At 65.8% G+C, this 15694-nt stretch carries 19 protein-coding genes; all 19 read right to left on the reverse strand.

Annotated features, from left to right (window positions below; all coding sequences use genetic code 11):
* Complete coding sequence (gene nuoK, locus FSB78_RS11775) at nt 1-306, reverse strand: NADH-quinone oxidoreductase subunit NuoK (RefSeq protein ID WP_147082825.1); 306 nt, start codon at nt 304-306, stop codon at nt 1-3.
* Between the two features lie 124 nt (nt 307-430).
* The gene (locus tag FSB78_RS11780) at nt 431-1042 is read right to left on the reverse strand and encodes an NADH-quinone oxidoreductase subunit J (protein ID WP_147082826.1); all 612 of its coding nucleotides are present in this window, start codon (nt 1040-1042) and stop codon (nt 431-433) included.
* Between the two features lie 117 nt (nt 1043-1159).
* Nucleotides 1160-1645, reverse strand: a complete 486-nt coding sequence (gene nuoI / locus FSB78_RS11785; RefSeq protein ID WP_031393837.1) for an NADH-quinone oxidoreductase subunit NuoI — start codon at nt 1643-1645, stop codon at nt 1160-1162.
* Nucleotides 1642-2694 (reverse strand): NADH-quinone oxidoreductase subunit NuoH, encoded by a 1053-nt coding sequence (gene nuoH, locus FSB78_RS11790; RefSeq protein WP_147082827.1) that lies wholly within the window; start codon nt 2692-2694, stop codon nt 1642-1644. The genes nuoI and nuoH overlap by 4 nt, the downstream gene beginning before the upstream one ends.
* Nucleotides 2691-4685, reverse strand: coding sequence for an NADH-quinone oxidoreductase subunit NuoG (gene nuoG, locus FSB78_RS11795; RefSeq protein WP_147082828.1), 1995 nt, complete (start codon nt 4683-4685; stop codon nt 2691-2693). Before nuoG ends, nuoH begins: the two co-directional genes overlap by 4 nt.
* Entirely contained in the window at nt 4685-5998 is a 1314-nt protein-coding gene (gene nuoF / locus FSB78_RS11800) for an NADH-quinone oxidoreductase subunit NuoF (protein WP_147082829.1), read from the reverse strand. The genes nuoG and nuoF overlap by 1 nt, the downstream gene beginning before the upstream one ends.
* Nucleotides 5998-6666, reverse strand: coding sequence for a complex I 24 kDa subunit family protein (locus tag FSB78_RS11805; RefSeq protein WP_147082830.1), 669 nt, complete (start codon nt 6664-6666; stop codon nt 5998-6000). Before FSB78_RS11805 ends, nuoF begins: the two co-directional genes overlap by 1 nt.
* Nucleotides 6667-6778: 112 nt before the next feature.
* Nucleotides 6779-7993, reverse strand: coding sequence for an NADH-quinone oxidoreductase subunit D (locus tag FSB78_RS11810; RefSeq protein WP_422396730.1), 1215 nt, complete (start codon nt 7991-7993; stop codon nt 6779-6781).
* A 17-nt stretch (nt 7994-8010) separates the two neighbouring features.
* Nucleotides 8011-8859: an NADH-quinone oxidoreductase subunit C gene (locus tag FSB78_RS11815; RefSeq protein WP_147082832.1), complete on the reverse strand. Its 849-nt coding sequence runs from the start codon at nt 8857-8859 to the stop codon at nt 8011-8013.
* Entirely contained in the window at nt 8856-9419 is a 564-nt protein-coding gene (locus FSB78_RS11820; RefSeq protein ID WP_147082833.1) for a NuoB/complex I 20 kDa subunit family protein, read from the reverse strand. Before FSB78_RS11820 ends, FSB78_RS11815 begins: the two co-directional genes overlap by 4 nt.
* A gap of 2 nt (nt 9420-9421) precedes the next feature.
* The gene (locus FSB78_RS11825; protein ID WP_147082834.1) at nt 9422-9796 is read right to left on the reverse strand and encodes an NADH-quinone oxidoreductase subunit A; all 375 of its coding nucleotides are present in this window, start codon (nt 9794-9796) and stop codon (nt 9422-9424) included.
* Nucleotides 9797-10089: 293 nt separating this feature from the next.
* A complete protein-coding gene (locus FSB78_RS11830) occupies nt 10090-10902 on the reverse strand; it encodes an inositol monophosphatase family protein (RefSeq protein ID WP_147082835.1) in 813 nt (270 codons plus the stop codon).
* Nucleotides 10903-11028: 126 nt separating this feature from the next.
* Nucleotides 11029-11592, reverse strand: a complete 564-nt coding sequence (gene efp / locus FSB78_RS11835; RefSeq protein WP_147082836.1) for an elongation factor P — start codon at nt 11590-11592, stop codon at nt 11029-11031.
* A 37-nt stretch (nt 11593-11629) separates the two neighbouring features.
* Nucleotides 11630-12217: a murein hydrolase activator EnvC family protein gene (locus FSB78_RS11840; RefSeq protein ID WP_147082837.1), complete on the reverse strand. Its 588-nt coding sequence runs from the start codon at nt 12215-12217 to the stop codon at nt 11630-11632.
* A gap of 4 nt (nt 12218-12221) precedes the next feature.
* Complete coding sequence (locus FSB78_RS11845) at nt 12222-13208, reverse strand: L,D-transpeptidase family protein (protein WP_147082838.1); 987 nt, start codon at nt 13206-13208, stop codon at nt 12222-12224.
* A gap of 62 nt (nt 13209-13270) precedes the next feature.
* Nucleotides 13271-13975: a thiamine phosphate synthase gene (gene thiE / locus FSB78_RS11850; protein ID WP_147082839.1), complete on the reverse strand. Its 705-nt coding sequence runs from the start codon at nt 13973-13975 to the stop codon at nt 13271-13273.
* A gap of 219 nt (nt 13976-14194) precedes the next feature.
* The gene (locus FSB78_RS11855) at nt 14195-15109 is read right to left on the reverse strand and encodes a class I fructose-bisphosphate aldolase (protein WP_147084158.1); all 915 of its coding nucleotides are present in this window, start codon (nt 15107-15109) and stop codon (nt 14195-14197) included.
* 19 nt (nt 15110-15128) lie between these two features.
* On the reverse strand, nt 15129-15452 hold the full coding sequence (locus FSB78_RS11860; RefSeq protein WP_158638007.1) for a type II toxin-antitoxin system PemK/MazF family toxin: 324 nt from the start codon (nt 15450-15452) through the stop codon (nt 15129-15131).
* The gene (locus FSB78_RS11865) at nt 15439-15687 is read right to left on the reverse strand and encodes a ribbon-helix-helix protein, CopG family (protein ID WP_277872715.1); all 249 of its coding nucleotides are present in this window, start codon (nt 15685-15687) and stop codon (nt 15439-15441) included. Before FSB78_RS11865 ends, FSB78_RS11860 begins: the two co-directional genes overlap by 14 nt.
* Nucleotides 15688-15694 lie beyond the last annotated feature (7 nt).

Raw genomic sequence — 15694 nt, forward strand, 5'->3', positions numbered from 1 at the left:
TTACCCCTTCATCCGGTTGACGTCGTCGACCGCAATGGTGCCGCGACCGCGGAAATAGATGACGAGAATGGCGAGGCCGATCGCGGCTTCACCCGCGGCGACGGTCAGCACGAACATCGCGAAAATCTGGCCGACCAGATCGTGCAGATAGGCCGAGAAGGCGACGAGGTTCAGGTTCACCGCGAGCAGGATGAGCTCGATGGCCATCAGGATGACGATCAGGTTCTTCCGGTTCAGGAAGATGCCGAGCACCCCCATGGTGAACAGGATCGCCGCGACGACGAGGTAATGGACGAGACCGATCACGAGGCAGTTCCCATTTCGTCATGCCGGACTTGTTCCGGCATCCATCGTGCGGCGAACTCCACCGACGACTGGATGCGCGGAAGCATGGACCCCGGAACAAGTCCGGGGTGACGGAGTGTGTGCGTCATATCTCGACGCCCCCACCAACCACAGGCTGGGTGTTGCGCGTCGCGTCCTGCGGACGGCGCGCGTTCTGGCGGCTGATGTTCTGCGCCTTGACGCCGCCACGCTGGCGGTGGGTCAGCACGATCGCACCGATCATCGCGACCAGCAGGACGAGCCCGGCGCCTTCGAACACGAACAGGTAGCGCGTGTAGAGCAGGTTGCCGATCGCCTGGATGTTGGGGACCGCATCATCGATCGGCGCCGCGCGCCGCGCGAGCTGGATCGGACCGGTGCTCCAGGCACCGACCGCGATCATCACCTCGGCGGCAAGCGCTACGGCAAGCGCAAGGCCGATGCCGAAATAGCGCGCGACCCCTGCCCGCAACTCGGTGAAGTCGATGTCGAGCATCATCACGACGAACAGGAACAGCACCGCGACCGCACCGACATAGACGATGACGAGCAGCATCGCGATGAACTCGGCACCGACGAGGATCATGAGCCCGGCGGCGTTGAAGAACGCCAGGATCAGCCACATCACCGAATGGACCGGGTTGCGCGACGCGATCGTCATGCCGGCCGACAGGATGACGACGATGGCGAAGAGATAGAAGGCGATGGCCTGGATCATAGTGTCCTCGTCACCCCAGCGAAGGCTGGGGTCTCGTGCGGCAAGCGCGCGCTTTGTAACGGGGAGATCCCAGCCTGCGCTGGGATGACGGAGTGTCGGGACTTCATGCGGGGTCGCCTACCGGTACGGCGCATCGGCGGCAAGGTTCGCCGCGATGGCGCTTTCCCAGCGGTCGCCGTTATCGAGCAGCTTCGACTTGTCGTAGATCAGCTCTTCGCGCGTCTCGGTCGAGAATTCGTAGTTCGGCCCCTCGACGATCGCATCGACCGGGCACGCTTCCGCACAGAGCCCGCAATAGATGCACTTGGTCATGTCGATGTCGTAGCGCGTCGTGCGGCGGCTGCCGTCGTCGCGCGGCTCGGCCTCGATCGTGATCGCCTGGGCCGGGCACACCGCCTCGCACAGCTTGCACGCGATGCAGCGTTCCTCACCGTTCGGATAGCGGCGCAGCGCATGCTCGCCGCGGAACCGCGGGCTGACCGGGTTGCGCTCGTAGGGATAGTTGATCGTCGCCTTTTCCTTGAAGAAATAGCGAAGCGTCAGCGCGTGCGCCTTCACGAATTCCCACAGGGTGAACGACTTGATGATCTGAGCGACGCTCATGAACCCACTCCAACGCGCGTCAGCATGAGATAGCCCGACACGAGGAAAACCCAGAACAGCGATACCGGCAGGAAGATCTTCCAGCCCAGCCGCATCAGCTGGTCGTAACGATAGCGCGGCACGGTCGCCTTCACCCAGCTGAACAGGAAGAAGAAGAACAGCATCTTGGCGAACAGCCAGATGATGCCGGGCACGTAGTAGAGCGGCGCCCAGTCGACCGGGGGCAGATAGCCGCCCCAGAACAGGATCGCGTTGAGCGCGCACATCAGGATGACGTTGGCGTACTCACCGAGCCAGAACAGCGCGAACGACATCGACGAATATTCGGTCTGGTACCCGGCGACGAGCTCGCTCTCCGCCTCGGTCAGATCGAACGGCGCGCGCTGCGTCTCGGCCAGACTTGAGATGAAGAACATCACCGCCATCGGGAACAGCAGCGGGTTGAGGACATTGCCGTTCAGGTGGAGATAGACGTTGGTCTGCGCGAGCACGATGCCCGACAGGTTGAACGTCCCCGACCACAGCACGACCGAGATCAGGATGAAGCCGATCGCGACCTCGTAGGACACCATCTGCGCGGCAGCACGAAGCGCCGAGTAGAAGGGGTATTTCGAGTTCGACGCCCAGCCCGACAGGATCACGCCGTAGACGCCGAGCGACGAGGCCGCGAGCACGTATAGCAGACCGACATTGATGTCGGCGAGCACGACGCCGGTCTGGAACGGCACCACCGCCCAAACGATCAGCGCGACGGTGAAGGTGATGATCGGCGCGAGCAGGAACAAAGTCCGGTTGGCGGCCGCAGGGACGATCGTCTCCTGCAGGAACACCTTCAAGCCGTCGGCGAAGCTCTGCAGCAGACCGAACGGGCCGACCACGTTGGGGCCGCGACGCAGCGCCATCGCCGCCCAGATCTTGCGGTCGGCATAGATGATCATCGCGACCGCGAGCATCAGCGGCAGCGCGATCACGAGGATGCCGATGATCGTCGCGACGAACCACGCCCAGCCATAGGACAGGCCGACGGTATCCTGGAAGAAGCTGGTCATTCCGCGGCCTCCGCGAAGTCTTCGCCGTGGAGGAGTTCGGCCGAGCAGCGCTGCATCGTCGGCGATGCGCGGCAGATCGCGTTGGTCAGGTAGAAGTCCTTGATCGGATAGCCGGCCAGGACGCCCTCACCCTTGGTGTCGAGCGACGGCATCTGCCAGTCGAACGTCGCGAGCGCCTGGTGGCGCAGCGCAGGCACCGCCGCGTACATCTCTTCGCGCAGGCCAGCGAGGCTGTCGAACGACAACGTGTGGCCCAGCACTTCGGAGAGCGCGCGGAAGATCGACCAGTCGTCGCGCGCGTCGCCGGGGGCGAACACCGCGCGCTCGCCCTGCTGGACGCGCCCTTCCAGGTTCACCCAGGTGCCCGACTTCTCGGCATAGGTGACGCCCGGCAGGATGACGTCGGCGGCCGCCGCGCCCTTGTCGCCGTGATGGCCGACGAACACCTTGAAGCCGGCAAACTGGCTGAAGTCGACCTCGTCCGCGCCGAGGAAGAAGCCGAGCTTCGCCCCCATCACGTCGGCGATGCCGCCCTTCTGCGCATAGCCGAGCATCAGCCCGCCCATCCGCGACGCTGCCATGTGGACGACGTTGAAGCCGTTCCAGCCGTCCTTCACCAGACCCAGCGTGTCGACGAGCGCGAGTGCTGCGCCGTGGCCGCCCTTGAGCGCACCGCCGCCGACGATGACCATCGGGCGTTCGGCCTTGCCGAACACCTCGGTGACCGCCTCGGGCAGATTGCCGAGCAGCGCGAGATCGTCGCCGAGCCATTCGACCTTGTAGGTCAGGTCGGTCTCGGGCCCGATCGCGAAGACCTTGGCGCCCTTCTTGATCGCCTTGCGGATCCGCGTGTTCACCAGCGGCGCTTCCCAGCGCAGGTTGGTGCCGACCAGCAGGATCGCATCCGCACGCTCGGTGCCGGCGATCGTGGTGTTGAAGTTGACCGCAGCCAGGCTCGACGTGTCGTACGCCATGCCGGTCTGGCGGCCCTCCAGCATCGTCGAGCCCATCTTGGCGAGCAGCGCCTTGGCGGCGAACATCGTCTCGCAATCGACCAGGTCGCCGGCGACGGCAGCGACGCTGTTACCCGCGTCGACCGCCTTGATCGCCGCGAACGCCTCGTCCCAGGTCGCGGGCACGAGCTTGCCGTTCACGCGGACATAGGGCTTGTCAAGACGACGACGGACGAGACCGTCGATCGCATGGCGCGTCTTGTCGGTCGCCCACTCCTCGTTCACATCCTCGTTGATCCGCGGCACGCAGCGCAGCACCTGGCGACCACGGCTGTCGAGCCGGATGTTGGTGCCGACCGCGTCCATGACGTCGATCGTCAGCGTCTTGCGCAGTTCCCACGGACGCGCCTCGAACGCATAGGGCTTCGACGTCAGCGCGCCGACCGGGCACAGATCGACGACGTTGCCCGACAGCTCGCTCTTGACCGCGTTTTCGAGATACGAGGTGATCTGCATGTCCTCGCCGCGGAAGATCGCACCGATCTCCTCGACGCCCGACACTTCCTCGGCAAAGCGGATGCAGCGCGTGCACTGGATGCAGCGGGTCATGACCGTCTTCACGATCGGACCCATATACTTCTCGGTGACCGCGCGCTTGTTCTCGTCGTAGCGCGAATGGCCCCGGCCATAGGCGACCGACTGGTCCTGCAGGTCGCACTCGCCGCCCTGATCGCAGATCGGGCAATCGAGCGGATGGTTGATCAGCAGGAATTCCATGATGCCCTCGCGGGCATTCTTGACCATCGGCGAGTTGGTGAAGATTTCCTGCTTGTCCGCCGCCGGCAGCGCGCACGACGCCTGCGGCTTGGGCGGACCAGGCTTCACCTCGACCAGGCACATCCGGCAGTTGCCGGCGATGCTCAGCCGTTCGTGATAACAGAAACGCGGGATCTCCTTGCCGGCAAGCTCGCACGCCTGCAGCACGGTGGCACCCTGCGGCACCTCGATCTCGACGCCATCGACTTTGACTATCGGCATTATTCGGCAGCTTCCATCATCGGCGCGGTGTCGCTCCCAGAAACGTGGGCACGTTCGCGGATACGGCGTTCCATCTCGGGGCGGAAATGCTTGATCAGGCCCTGGATCGGCCACGCCGCGGCGTCGCCCAGCGCGCAGATCGAGTGACCCTCGACCTGCTTGGTGACCTGCTGCAGCATGTCGATCTCGGACAGCTCGGCGTCGCCGGTGCGCATCCGCTCCATCACGCGCCACATCCAGCCAGTGCCCTCGCGGCACGGCGTGCACTGCCCGCAGCTTTCATGCTTGTAGAAGTAGGAGATGCGGCTGATCGCGCGGACGATGTCGGTCGACTTGTCCATGACGATGATCGCCGCAGTGCCGAGGCCCGATCCGACCGCCTTCAGGCCGTCGAAATCCATCGCGCAGTCCATGATCTGCGCGGCGGGAACCAGTGGCACCGAAGAGCCGCCCGGGATTACCGCGAGCAGATTGTCCCAGCCGCCGCGGATACCGCCGCAATGCGTCTCGATCAGGTCGCGGAACGAGATGCTCATCTCTTCCTCGACGACGCAGGGCTTGTTCACATGGCCGCTGATCTGGAACAGCTTGGTGCCGCGGTTGTTCTCCGCGCCGAAGCTAGAGAACCAGGCCGCACCGCGCCGCAGGATCGTCGGGGCGACCGCGATCGATTCGACATTGTTGACCGTAGTCGGGCAGCCATAAAGTCCCGCACCCGCCGGGAACGGAGGTTTCAACCGCGGCTGGCCCTTCTTGCCCTCGAGGCTCTCGAGCATCGCGGTCTCTTCGCCGCAGATATAGGCGCCCGCGCCACGGTGGACGAACACGTCGAAGTCGTAGCCCGACCCGCACGCGTTCTTGCCGATGAAGCCGCGATCATAGGCCTCGGCGACCGCCGCGAACAGCGTCTCGGCCTCGCGGATATATTCGCCGCGGATGTAGATGTACGCGGCACGCGCGCGCATCGCGAACCCCGCGATCAGCGCGCCCTCGATCAGCTTGTGCGGATCGTGGCGGATGATCTCGCGATCCTTGCAGCTGCCCGGCTCCGACTCATCGGCGTTGATGACGAGGAAGTTCGGCCGGTCGGGCTTCGGCTCCTTTGGCATGAACGACCATTTGGTGCCGGTCGGGAAGCCCGCGCCACCGCGACCACGCAGGCCGCTGGCCTTCATGATGTCGATGATCGCGTCCTGGCCGAGCGCCATCAGGTCCTTGGTATTATCCCAATCGCCGCGCATCATGGCCGCGTCGATGGTCCACGGCTGGAAGCCGTAGACGTTGGTGAAGATGCGGTCCTTGTCGGCGAGCATCAGGCCCACTCCCCCCGGTAATCGTGGTTCGCGTCGACCATCGCGGTGAGTGAGGTCGGGCCGCCTTCTGGGCAGCTGGCGCGACGACCGAACTGCGGCCCCGGCGTCGGCGTGCCGCCATTGGCGAGCGCCTCGAGGATCTCGGTCGTCTTGTCGTAATCGAGGTCTTCGAAGTTATCGTCGTTGATCTGCACCATCGGCGCGTTCGCGCAGGTGCCGAGACACTCGACCTCGGTGAGCGTGAACATGCCGTCGGGGGTCGTGCCGCCCTTGACGAGGCCACGGTTCTTGCACGCCGCCAGCACGTCGTCGCTCCCGCGCAGCATGCACGGCGTCGTGCCGCACACCTGGACGTGGAACCGGCCGACCGGTGCCAGGTTGAACATCGTGTAGAAGGTCACGACCTCGTACACGCGCATGTACGGCACGCCGATCTGACGCGCGACGAACTCGATCACCGGGACGGGGAGCCAGCCCTGCGTCTGCGTCTCCGCGCCGACCTGCCGCTGGGCGAGATCGAGGAACGGGATCGACGCCGACTGCTCGCGGCCCTTGGGATAGCGACCGAGTATCTCGTTCGCCTTGACCTGGTTTTCGTCCGTCCAGGCGAACGAACCCCAGCGTGCGCGGGTCTCGGCCTCGTCGGGAATTTTTGGTGCTTCAGCCATCAGTTGGCGCCCATGAAAAAGCCGAGCCTATAGCTCGCGAAATAAGCCAGATACCCGCCGGCCGCGATCAGCAGCAACGCGCCGCCGACCCACATATGCCTGCGCATGAACTTCACCGGTCGCACTCCCCGAACACGATATCCATCGCGCCGAGCACCGCGGTCGTATCCGCGAGCATGTGGCCCTTCATCATGAAGTCCATCGCCTGGAGATGTGAGAAGGCGGTCGGGCGGATCTTGCAGCGATAGGGTTTGTTCGAACCGTCGGCGACCAGGTACACGCCGAACTCCCCCTTGGGGCTCTCGGTCGCGACATAGACGTCGCCCGCGGGGACGTGGAAACCCTCGGTGTAGAGCTTGAAGTGATGGATCAGCGCTTCCATCGAATGCTTCATCTCGGCGCGCTTCGGCGGCACGACCTTGCGGTCGAGGCTGGCGATCGGGCCTTCGGGCATTTCGGCGAGGCACTGCTTCATGATCCGCGCCGACTGGCGGACCTCTTCGACGCGCACCATGAACCGGTCGTAGCAGTCGCCGCGGGTGCCGACGGGGACGTCGAAGTCCATCTTCGCATACACGTCGTAGGGCTGCGACTTGCGCAGGTCCCAGGCGATGCCCGAGCCGCGGATCATCGGGCCGGAGAAACCCCATTTGATCGCGTCGTCGCGGCTGACCGTCGCGATGTCGACGTTGCGCTGCTTGAAGATGCGGTTGTCGGCGACGAGGCTGATCGCGTCGTCGAACAGCCGCGGCAGGCGCGTGTCGAGCCAGTCGCCGATGTCGGCGAGCAGCTTCAGCGGCGCATCCTGGTGGACGCCGCCGGGGCGGAAATAGTTCGCGTGCATGCGCGCGCCCGAGACGCGCTCGAAGAAGTTCATGCAGTCTTCGCGGATCTCGAACAGCCACAGGTTCGGCGTCATCGCGCCGACGTCCATGACGTGCGAACCGAGGTTCAGCATGTGGTTCGAGATGCGCGTCAGCTCGGCGAAGAACACCCGCAGATACTGCGCGCGGATCGGCACCTCAAGGTCGAGCAGCTTCTCGACCGCGAGCACCCAGCTATGCTCCATGCACAAGGGCGAGCAGTAATCGAGCCGGTCGAAATACGGCAGCGCCTGCGTGTAGGTCTTGTATTCGATCAGCTTTTCGGTGCCGCGGTGGAGCAGGCCGACATGCGGGTCGACGCGCTCGACGATCTCGCCATCCAGCTCCATGACGAGCCGCAGCACGCCGTGCGCGGCCGGATGCTGCGGGCCGAAGTTGATCGTGTAGTTCTGGATCGCGACGTCGCCGGTCGTGGGATCGGCATCGTCGGAAACGTGCAACAGTTCGTCGACATAGTCGCTCACTGATTCTGTCCTCCACCCTTGGTCGGAACGACGTCCGACTCGACGGGCTTGTCCTGCTTCTGGTTGCCGGGATCGGGCTCGCCCGCGCCGCTCTGCGCGGTGCTGGTCGCATCCTTCTTGGCATAGGGCTCGCTCGGCGCGGCCGGCGCCTTGGTCGCGCTCTGCGTGGCGTCGGCCTTCTGGATCGCGTCCGCGCTCAGCGGGGTCGGCGCCCCCTTGGCCTGCGGCAGCGCGCCCTTCTCGTCGCCGGGCAGCACATAGGCCGCCCCTTCCCAGGGACTCTGGAAGTCGAAGGTGCGGAAATCCTGCGCCAGCTGGACCGGCTCGTACACGACGCGCTTGGCCTCTTCCGAATAGCGCAGCTCGACATAGCCCGTCAGCGGGAAGTCCTTGCGCTGCGGATGGCCGCGAAAGCCATAGTCGGTGAGGATACGGCGCAGGTCGGCGTTGCCGCTGAACAGCACGCCGTACATGTCGTAGACCTCCCGCTCGAGCCAGCCCGCGACCGGCCAGATCGCGGTCACCGACGGCACCGGCTTTTCCTCGTCGGTCGCGACATGCACGCGGATGCGGTGGTTGCGCGTCAGCGAGAGCAGGCAATAGACGACCTCGAACCGCTCGGCGCGCTCGGGATAGTCGACGCCGGCGATCTCCATGAGCTGCTGATAGGCAAGCCCCGGGGTATCGCGCAGCACGATCATCGCGTCGTACAGCGCCTCGCGCTTCACGTGGAGCGCGACTTCGCCGACATGCTCGACCGCGTCGATCAGGCTGGCGCCGAGCGCGGCGCGCGCTGCGTCGACGACGCCGTCGTTCGACGCATAGGCGGGAGCGGGCGCCCTCACCGTTCGATGCTCCCGGACCGCCGGATCTTACGCTGCAGCTGCATGATCCCGTACAGCAGGGCCTCCGCGGTCGGCGGGCAGCCGGGGACGTAGATGTCCACGGGCACGATCCGGTCGCAGCCGCGCACGACGCTGTAGCTGTAATGATAATAGCCGCCGCCATTGGCGCACGAGCCCATCGAGATGACGTATTTCGGCTCCGACATCTGGTCGTAGACCTTGCGGAGCGCCGGGGCCATCTTGTTGCACAGCGTGCCGGCGACGATCATCACGTCCGACTGGCGCGGCGAGGCGCGCGGCGCGGCGCCGAAGCGCTCGAGATCGTAGCGCGGCATGTTCACATGGATCATCTCGACCGCGCAGCAAGCGAGGCCGAACGTCATCCACCACAGCGAGCCGGTACGCGCCCACTGGAACAGCTCCTCGGTCGACGTGACGAGGAAGCCCTTGTCGGTCAGTTCACCATTGAGACCGTCGAAGAACCCCTGGTCGGGCGCGATGATCGCGCCGCTACCGGGGTTGCGGTCGAGCTCGACGGGGCCGGAGTGCCCAGCGTTCATGATCATTCCCAATCCAACGCGCCCTTCTTCCAGGCATAGACGAGGCCGAGCGCGAGCTCGGCGATAAAGACCATCATCGAGATCCATGCGGTCCAGCCGAGCGTGAAAACGCTGACTGCCCAGGGATATAGGAACGCCGCTTCGAGATCGAAGATGATGAACAGGATGGCGATGAGATAGAAGCGCACGTCGAACTGGCTGCGCGGATCCTCGAACGCGGGGAAGCCGCATTCATATTCGCTGAGCTTCTCGGGCGTCGGCTTGTGCGAGCCGGTCAGGCGCGACACCGCCATCGGCAGGAACACGAACGTACTCGAAAGCGCGATCGCGACCCCAAGGAACAGCAGGATCGGAAGATAGTGCGACAGGTCAACCAAGGGGCTTCTCGCATGTGCGAACGGAACGGGGCCGCTTTAGGCCGGTGGGCCCAATGGGGCAAGGCGGTGAGGCCGTGAGAATCACTCGCAAAAGGGACGTGCGAGATATGCGGGTGGGGATGCGGGGTCGGGATGCCGGGTCGGCGCGCCACAGACAGGCGTCATCCTGAACTCGTTTCAGGATCCACCGTGCGGCAGGCGCAGGTCTCCGGATCGGGTAACCAGCGCTCGCAACACTGTGGATGCTGAACCGAGTTCAGCATGACGGAGGATTTGGAGGGGCGGCGGCCTGCTTAGCGCAGCGCGCCGGCCACCAGCTTGTGGAGGCGCGAATGGAGCGCGTCGTTGGCCGCCAGGAACTCGTTGCGCTCGATCGCACGGTCGCCGCCGCGGAAGTCGGTGACGAAGCCACCGGCTTCCTTGACCAGCAGCATGCCGGCCGCGACGTCCCACGGCTTCAGGTCCGATTCCCAGAACCCGTCGAACCGCCCGGCAGCGAGCCACGCGAGATCGAGCGCCGCGGCGCCCAGGCGACGGATGCCGGCAACCTCGGGCGCGACCGCGCCAAAGATCCGACTCCACTGCGCGAAGTCGCCATGTCCGAGGAAGGGGATGCCGGTCGCGATCAGCGATTCGGACAGGTCGCGGCGCGACGACACGCGCAGCCGCTGGTCGGTCAGCCACGCGCCGCGGCCCTTCTCGGCCCAGAAGCTCTCGTCGGTCAGCGGCTGGTAGACGAGCGCGGTGGTGATCTCGCGCTTGCCGTTCGGCATCGGCTCCTCGACCGCGATCGAGATGCAGAAATGCGGGATGCCGTGGAGGAAGTTCGAGGTGCCATCCAAAGGATCGACGATAAAGCGCGGCTTGTTCGGATCGCCGAGGATCTCGCCGCGCTCCTCCATCAGGAAGCCCCAGTCGGGGCGCGCATGGACGAGTTCCTCGTACAGCGTCTGCTCGGCACGCTGGTCGGCCTGGCTGACGAAGTCGGCGGGGCCCTTGCGGCTGACCTGCAGCTGCTGGACCTCGTTGAAATCGCGACGCAGACGCGGCGCGGCCTTGCGGGCGGCGCGCTCGATGACGGTCATGATGCCGGAATGGCTGGGCATTGATTATCTCCCCCCTCCCGCTTGCGGGAGGGGTTGGGGGTGGGCTCGCGCTTTCAACCGAAACTGGCGGCGATGGCGCGAGCCCACCCCCCAGCCCCCTCCCGCAAGCGGGAGGGGGAGCAAAGATCAGTCCGCGCGGCGGACGTAGGTCTGTTCGTACACGTCGACGACGATCCGGGTGCCTGCGCCGATATGCGGCGGCACCATCACGCGGACGCCGTTCTCGAGGATCGCGGGCTTGTAGCTCGACGAGGCGGTCTGCCCCTTCACCACGGCATCGGCCTCGACGATCAGCGCCTCGATCGTGTCGGGCAGCTGGACCGAGATCGGGCGTTCTTCCCAGAGCTCCATCACCACGTCCATCCCGTCCTGCAGGAACGCAGCCGCATCGCCCAGGATGTCGGCGTCGAGCGTGATCTGCTCGTAGTTGACCTTGTCCATGAAGGTCAGCGTGTCGCCCTCGCGGAACAGATACTGGAAGTCGACGGTGTCGAGCCGGACCTTCTCGATGCTCTCGGCGGAGCGGAAGCGGACGTTGTTCTTCCGGCCGTCGATCAGGTTCTTCATCTCGACCTGCATGTACGCGCCGCCCTTGCCGGGCTGCGTGTGCTGGATCTTGACCGCACGCCAGATGCCGCCCTCATATTCGAGAATGTTGCCGGGACGAATCTCGACCGCGTTGATCTTCATGACCTATACCTGCTGGAAAGAACGATAGCCGCGCCCTTTAGCCGCCAGCGCCCCTAGCGGCAAGCAGGGGGTACGGGTTGACGTTCTCGCCCTCCCACCAGCGCTGGCCGGGCGCCATTCGCGTGATCCCGAAATGCAAATGGTAGTTGCCCGCCCCCGCATCGCCGGTGTCGCCGACATAGCCGAGTGGGTCGCCGGCCCTGACGACCTGTCCTTCGTGCACGCCCGGCGCATAGGCGGCGAGATGCGCGTAATAATAGGTCGTCGCGCCGTCGATCGACCGGACATAGAGCGTCGTTCCACCCAGGTTGCTCTGGAACAGTTTTTCCACCCGACCCGGCGCGGCGGCGACGACCGAGGCCCCCGCAGGCGCCATGATATCGACCCCGTGATGCCCCCGGGTGCCGTCGCCGCGCGGATCGTTCCAGCTGTCCGCGATCTGGTCGCGGCGGACGCCGACGACGGGCAGCGCGAGCACGCCCTGCGGCACCGCGGCGGGGACGGCGACCGGCGCGGGCCGCCGCCACGGGATCCGCGAACTGCCGCCGCCGAACGACAGCATCGAGGCGAACCCGCCGACGACCACGACGATCAGCGCCAGGATGACCCAGAAGGTCCGCGTCACGGCGCTATTCCTGGAACACCACCGGCGTCCCGGGCTTGACCATCATCGCGAGCCGCGCGGCGTTCCAGTTGGCGAGGCGGACGCAGCCATGGCTCGCGGTCCGTCCGATCAGCTCGGGCACGGGGGTGCCGTGGATGCCGTAATGCGGCTTCGACAGGTCGAGCCAGACGACTCCGACGGGCCCATTCGGGCCGGGCGGCAACATCGCCTTCTTGTCGTCCTTCTTCGCGTCCCAGAACAGCGCCGGATTGTAGTGGAATTTCGGGTTATAGTCGGCGCCGTTGATCTTCCACGTGCCGATCGGCAGCGGGTCGTGCGTGCTGCCCGTCGTCACCTGGAACAGCGCGATCAGCGTGCCGGCATTGTCATAGGCCTTCAGGACCTTTTCCGACTTGTCGACGACGATCTTGTCGGCCTGCGGCTGGTTTGCGTCGACGTTGAGCATGCCGAGCGTGGCAATCCAGTCGGGGCGCAGCTTCGTGTCATAGGCGCGCGACGTCGGCAGCGCGTTGGGTAACACCACCTGCGTACCGGGCTTCAGCACCGTCTGCGGCGAGTTCAGTTCCATCAGCACCTGCGGGGTGGTGTGGAACATCTCCGCGAGCTTCTCCATCGGCGAGCGATAGCCGAGCGCGGGGAGTTCGGCCTGCTTGTCCTCACCCTTCGGGATCACGAAATACGGGCCGGCCAGCGTCCGCGCGTTCAACGTGAGCGTCTTGGTCGCCTCGACCGCGGCATAGGGCTTCAGCGCCGCCGTCGTCGCCTGGTCGAGCTCGCCGGTGACGGGCAAGCCGCGATTCTCCTGGAATCCCTTGATCGCCGCGGTCAGCGTCATGCCCCGCCGCCCGTCGAGCACGCCCGGCGAAAAGCCGAGCTTGTCGAGGATCACCTGGACCTTGAGCACGCCGCGATCGAGCGGCGGGGTCGGCGCTGCCGATACCCCTGCCCCCATGAACGCGAACCCCAGAACCGTTGCCGCTATCGCCTTCATGTCGTGTCCTTGACTGTTACGCTTGCGCATCAACGGTCGGGCAGGCGGTTGTTTCCTCGGGATCAGCCGGCCGAGAGCGACGCCCGGTCGCCGAGCAGATCGGCGAACGCCCTGACCGCCTCGGCCTCGTCGCCGCCCCACACGCCGTGCGACACGGCGAGGAAATCGGCACCGGCCGCGACCAGCGGCGGCGCGTTGGCGATCGTGATCCCGCCGATCGCGACGCACGGGATTTCGAACAGCGTCGACCACCAGGACAGCAGGATCGGCTCGGCGACATGCTCGGTCGCCTTGGTCGTGGTCGGGTGGAAGGCGCCGAACGCGACATAGTCCGCCCCCGCCTCGCCCGCGTCCATCGCAAGATGGCGGCTGGCATGCGCGGTGACGCCGATCTGCGCCTCCGGGCCGAGCTCCGCGCGCGCCTCGCGCGGGTCGCCGTCGTCCTGGCCCAGGTGCACGCCATCGGCACCCAGCCGCTTGGCGAGCGCGATGCTGTCGTTGACGATGAACGCGACGTCGCGGTCGGCGCAGATCCGCTGCAGCGGCTCGGCGAGCGCGGCGGCGGCGTGCTGGTCGACGTCCTTCACGCGGAACTGGAACGCCGCGACCGGGCCGGCATCGAGCGCGCGGGCCAAGCGATCGGGGAAGCCGCCGGTGACGTCGAGCGGCGAGATTATGTAGAGCTGGCACTTCGGCCGGCGCAGGTCGCGCGTGAAGTTGGCGGCGAAATTGGGGTCCAGCGGACCCAGCGGATCGATATCGGTCATGCTGGGCGCCTTAAAGCAATTCGCGGCCCGGATGCACCTGTCTTGTTGGACGTGGCGTGGCGATCAGCTTCCCGCCGGCGCTCCCGCCGCTTCGTCACTTCAGCGAAGGCTGGGGTCTCTCGCGGTGACGTGCCGCGTTTACCACGGGAGATCCCAGCCTTCGCTGGGATGACGGATTTGGGGGCGGGACCATCCGCCGCCCCCACCCGTCGGAGTGGCTTATTCCTCGTTCTTGTAGATCGAGACGATCTTCGCGAGCATCTCGAGCGCTTCGGCGCGCGGGCGCTGGAAGGTGTTGCGGCCGATGATCGAGCCGTTGCCGCCGCCGTCGCGGATGTCGCGCGCGTCCTGATAGACCGCGTCCGACCCCTTGGCCGCACCGCCCGAGAACACCACGATCCGGCGTCCGGCGAAGCTCGACTGGACGACGTGCTTCACGCGGTCGGACTGCTTCGACCAGTCGGTGCCCTCATAGGCCTTCTGCGCATCCTTCTGTTCGACATGCGCGGTCGGCAGCTTGACCTTGATGATGTGCGCGCCGAGCAGCGCCGCCATGTGCGCGGCATAGGCGCCGACGTCGAGCGCGAGCTCTGCGTCCTTCGACAGGTTCGGACCGCGCGGATAGCTCCAGATCACGGTCGCGATGCCGACCGACTTGGCCTCCTCGGACAGCTCGCGGATTTCCTCCATCTGCTCGAAGACGTTGTCGCCGCCCGGATAGATGGTGAAGCCGATCGCGGCGCACCCGAGCCGCAGCGCGTCCGACACGCTGCCGGTCACCGCCTGGTCGATGGTCGTCGCCCAGCTGTTCGAGCTGTTGACCTTGAGGATCGTCGGGATCTGGCCGGCGAAGGTGTCGGCGCCCGCCTCGAGCATGCCGAGCGGCGCGGCATAGGCGCTGAGCCCGGCGTCGATCGCGAGCTGGTAATGGTAATGCGGGTCATAGGCCGGCGGGTTGATCGCAAAGCTGCGCGCCGGGCCGTGCTCGAAGCCCTGGTCGACGGGGAGGATGACCAGCTTGCCGGTGCCGCCGAGATGGCCCTGCATCAGGATGCGGTGCAGGTTCGCCTTCACCGCCGAGCTGGTGGCTTCGTACTTGTCGAGAATGGCCTTTACGGTCGCCGTCATCTTCATTCCTTTGGTCAAGACAGAATTATAAATTCAGCCAGAGCCGCGCGGCGTCGTCGACGCGGGTCATGGTGCCGTCGTCGAGCGACCCGATGACCGTATCGACCGCGACGTCGCGGATCGTGAGGATTTTGTCGAGCAGCACGATCGACGCGTCGCGCAGGTTGTTCCGATCGTCGGGCATGACCGCGATCCGGAAGGCAGACGGCAAGGCGTCAGACGTGATCATGCAAACCGTGATCGACGACGGCCGGTCGAGAAACGCGCTATTCTGCAACACCAGCCAAGGTCGCGGCTTGCCCGCATAGGGCCCCTTCTCGCTCGCAATGATGATATCACCGCGCCGCAAGATCGTCGCTCAGGTCGCGGAACGCCGAACCCAGCAGCGCCTCGATCTCCGGATTGTCGCGCTCGGCGTCGCTGATCGTGCGCCATTCCGCCCGCGCGCGGGCCTCGACATCGTTGCGCAGGACATAGGACCGGATCGCCTCTCGGGCGATCTGACTTTTCGGCCGACGCGTACGCCGGGCGATGGCGTCGAGCGCCAATTCCGTCTCTGCGTCCAGCCGTACACCAAGCATCATTATGTCC

It is taken from the genome of Sphingomonas ginsenosidivorax (assembly GCF_007995065.1).
GTDB classification, from domain to species: domain Bacteria; phylum Pseudomonadota; class Alphaproteobacteria; order Sphingomonadales; family Sphingomonadaceae; genus Sphingomonas; species Sphingomonas ginsenosidivorax.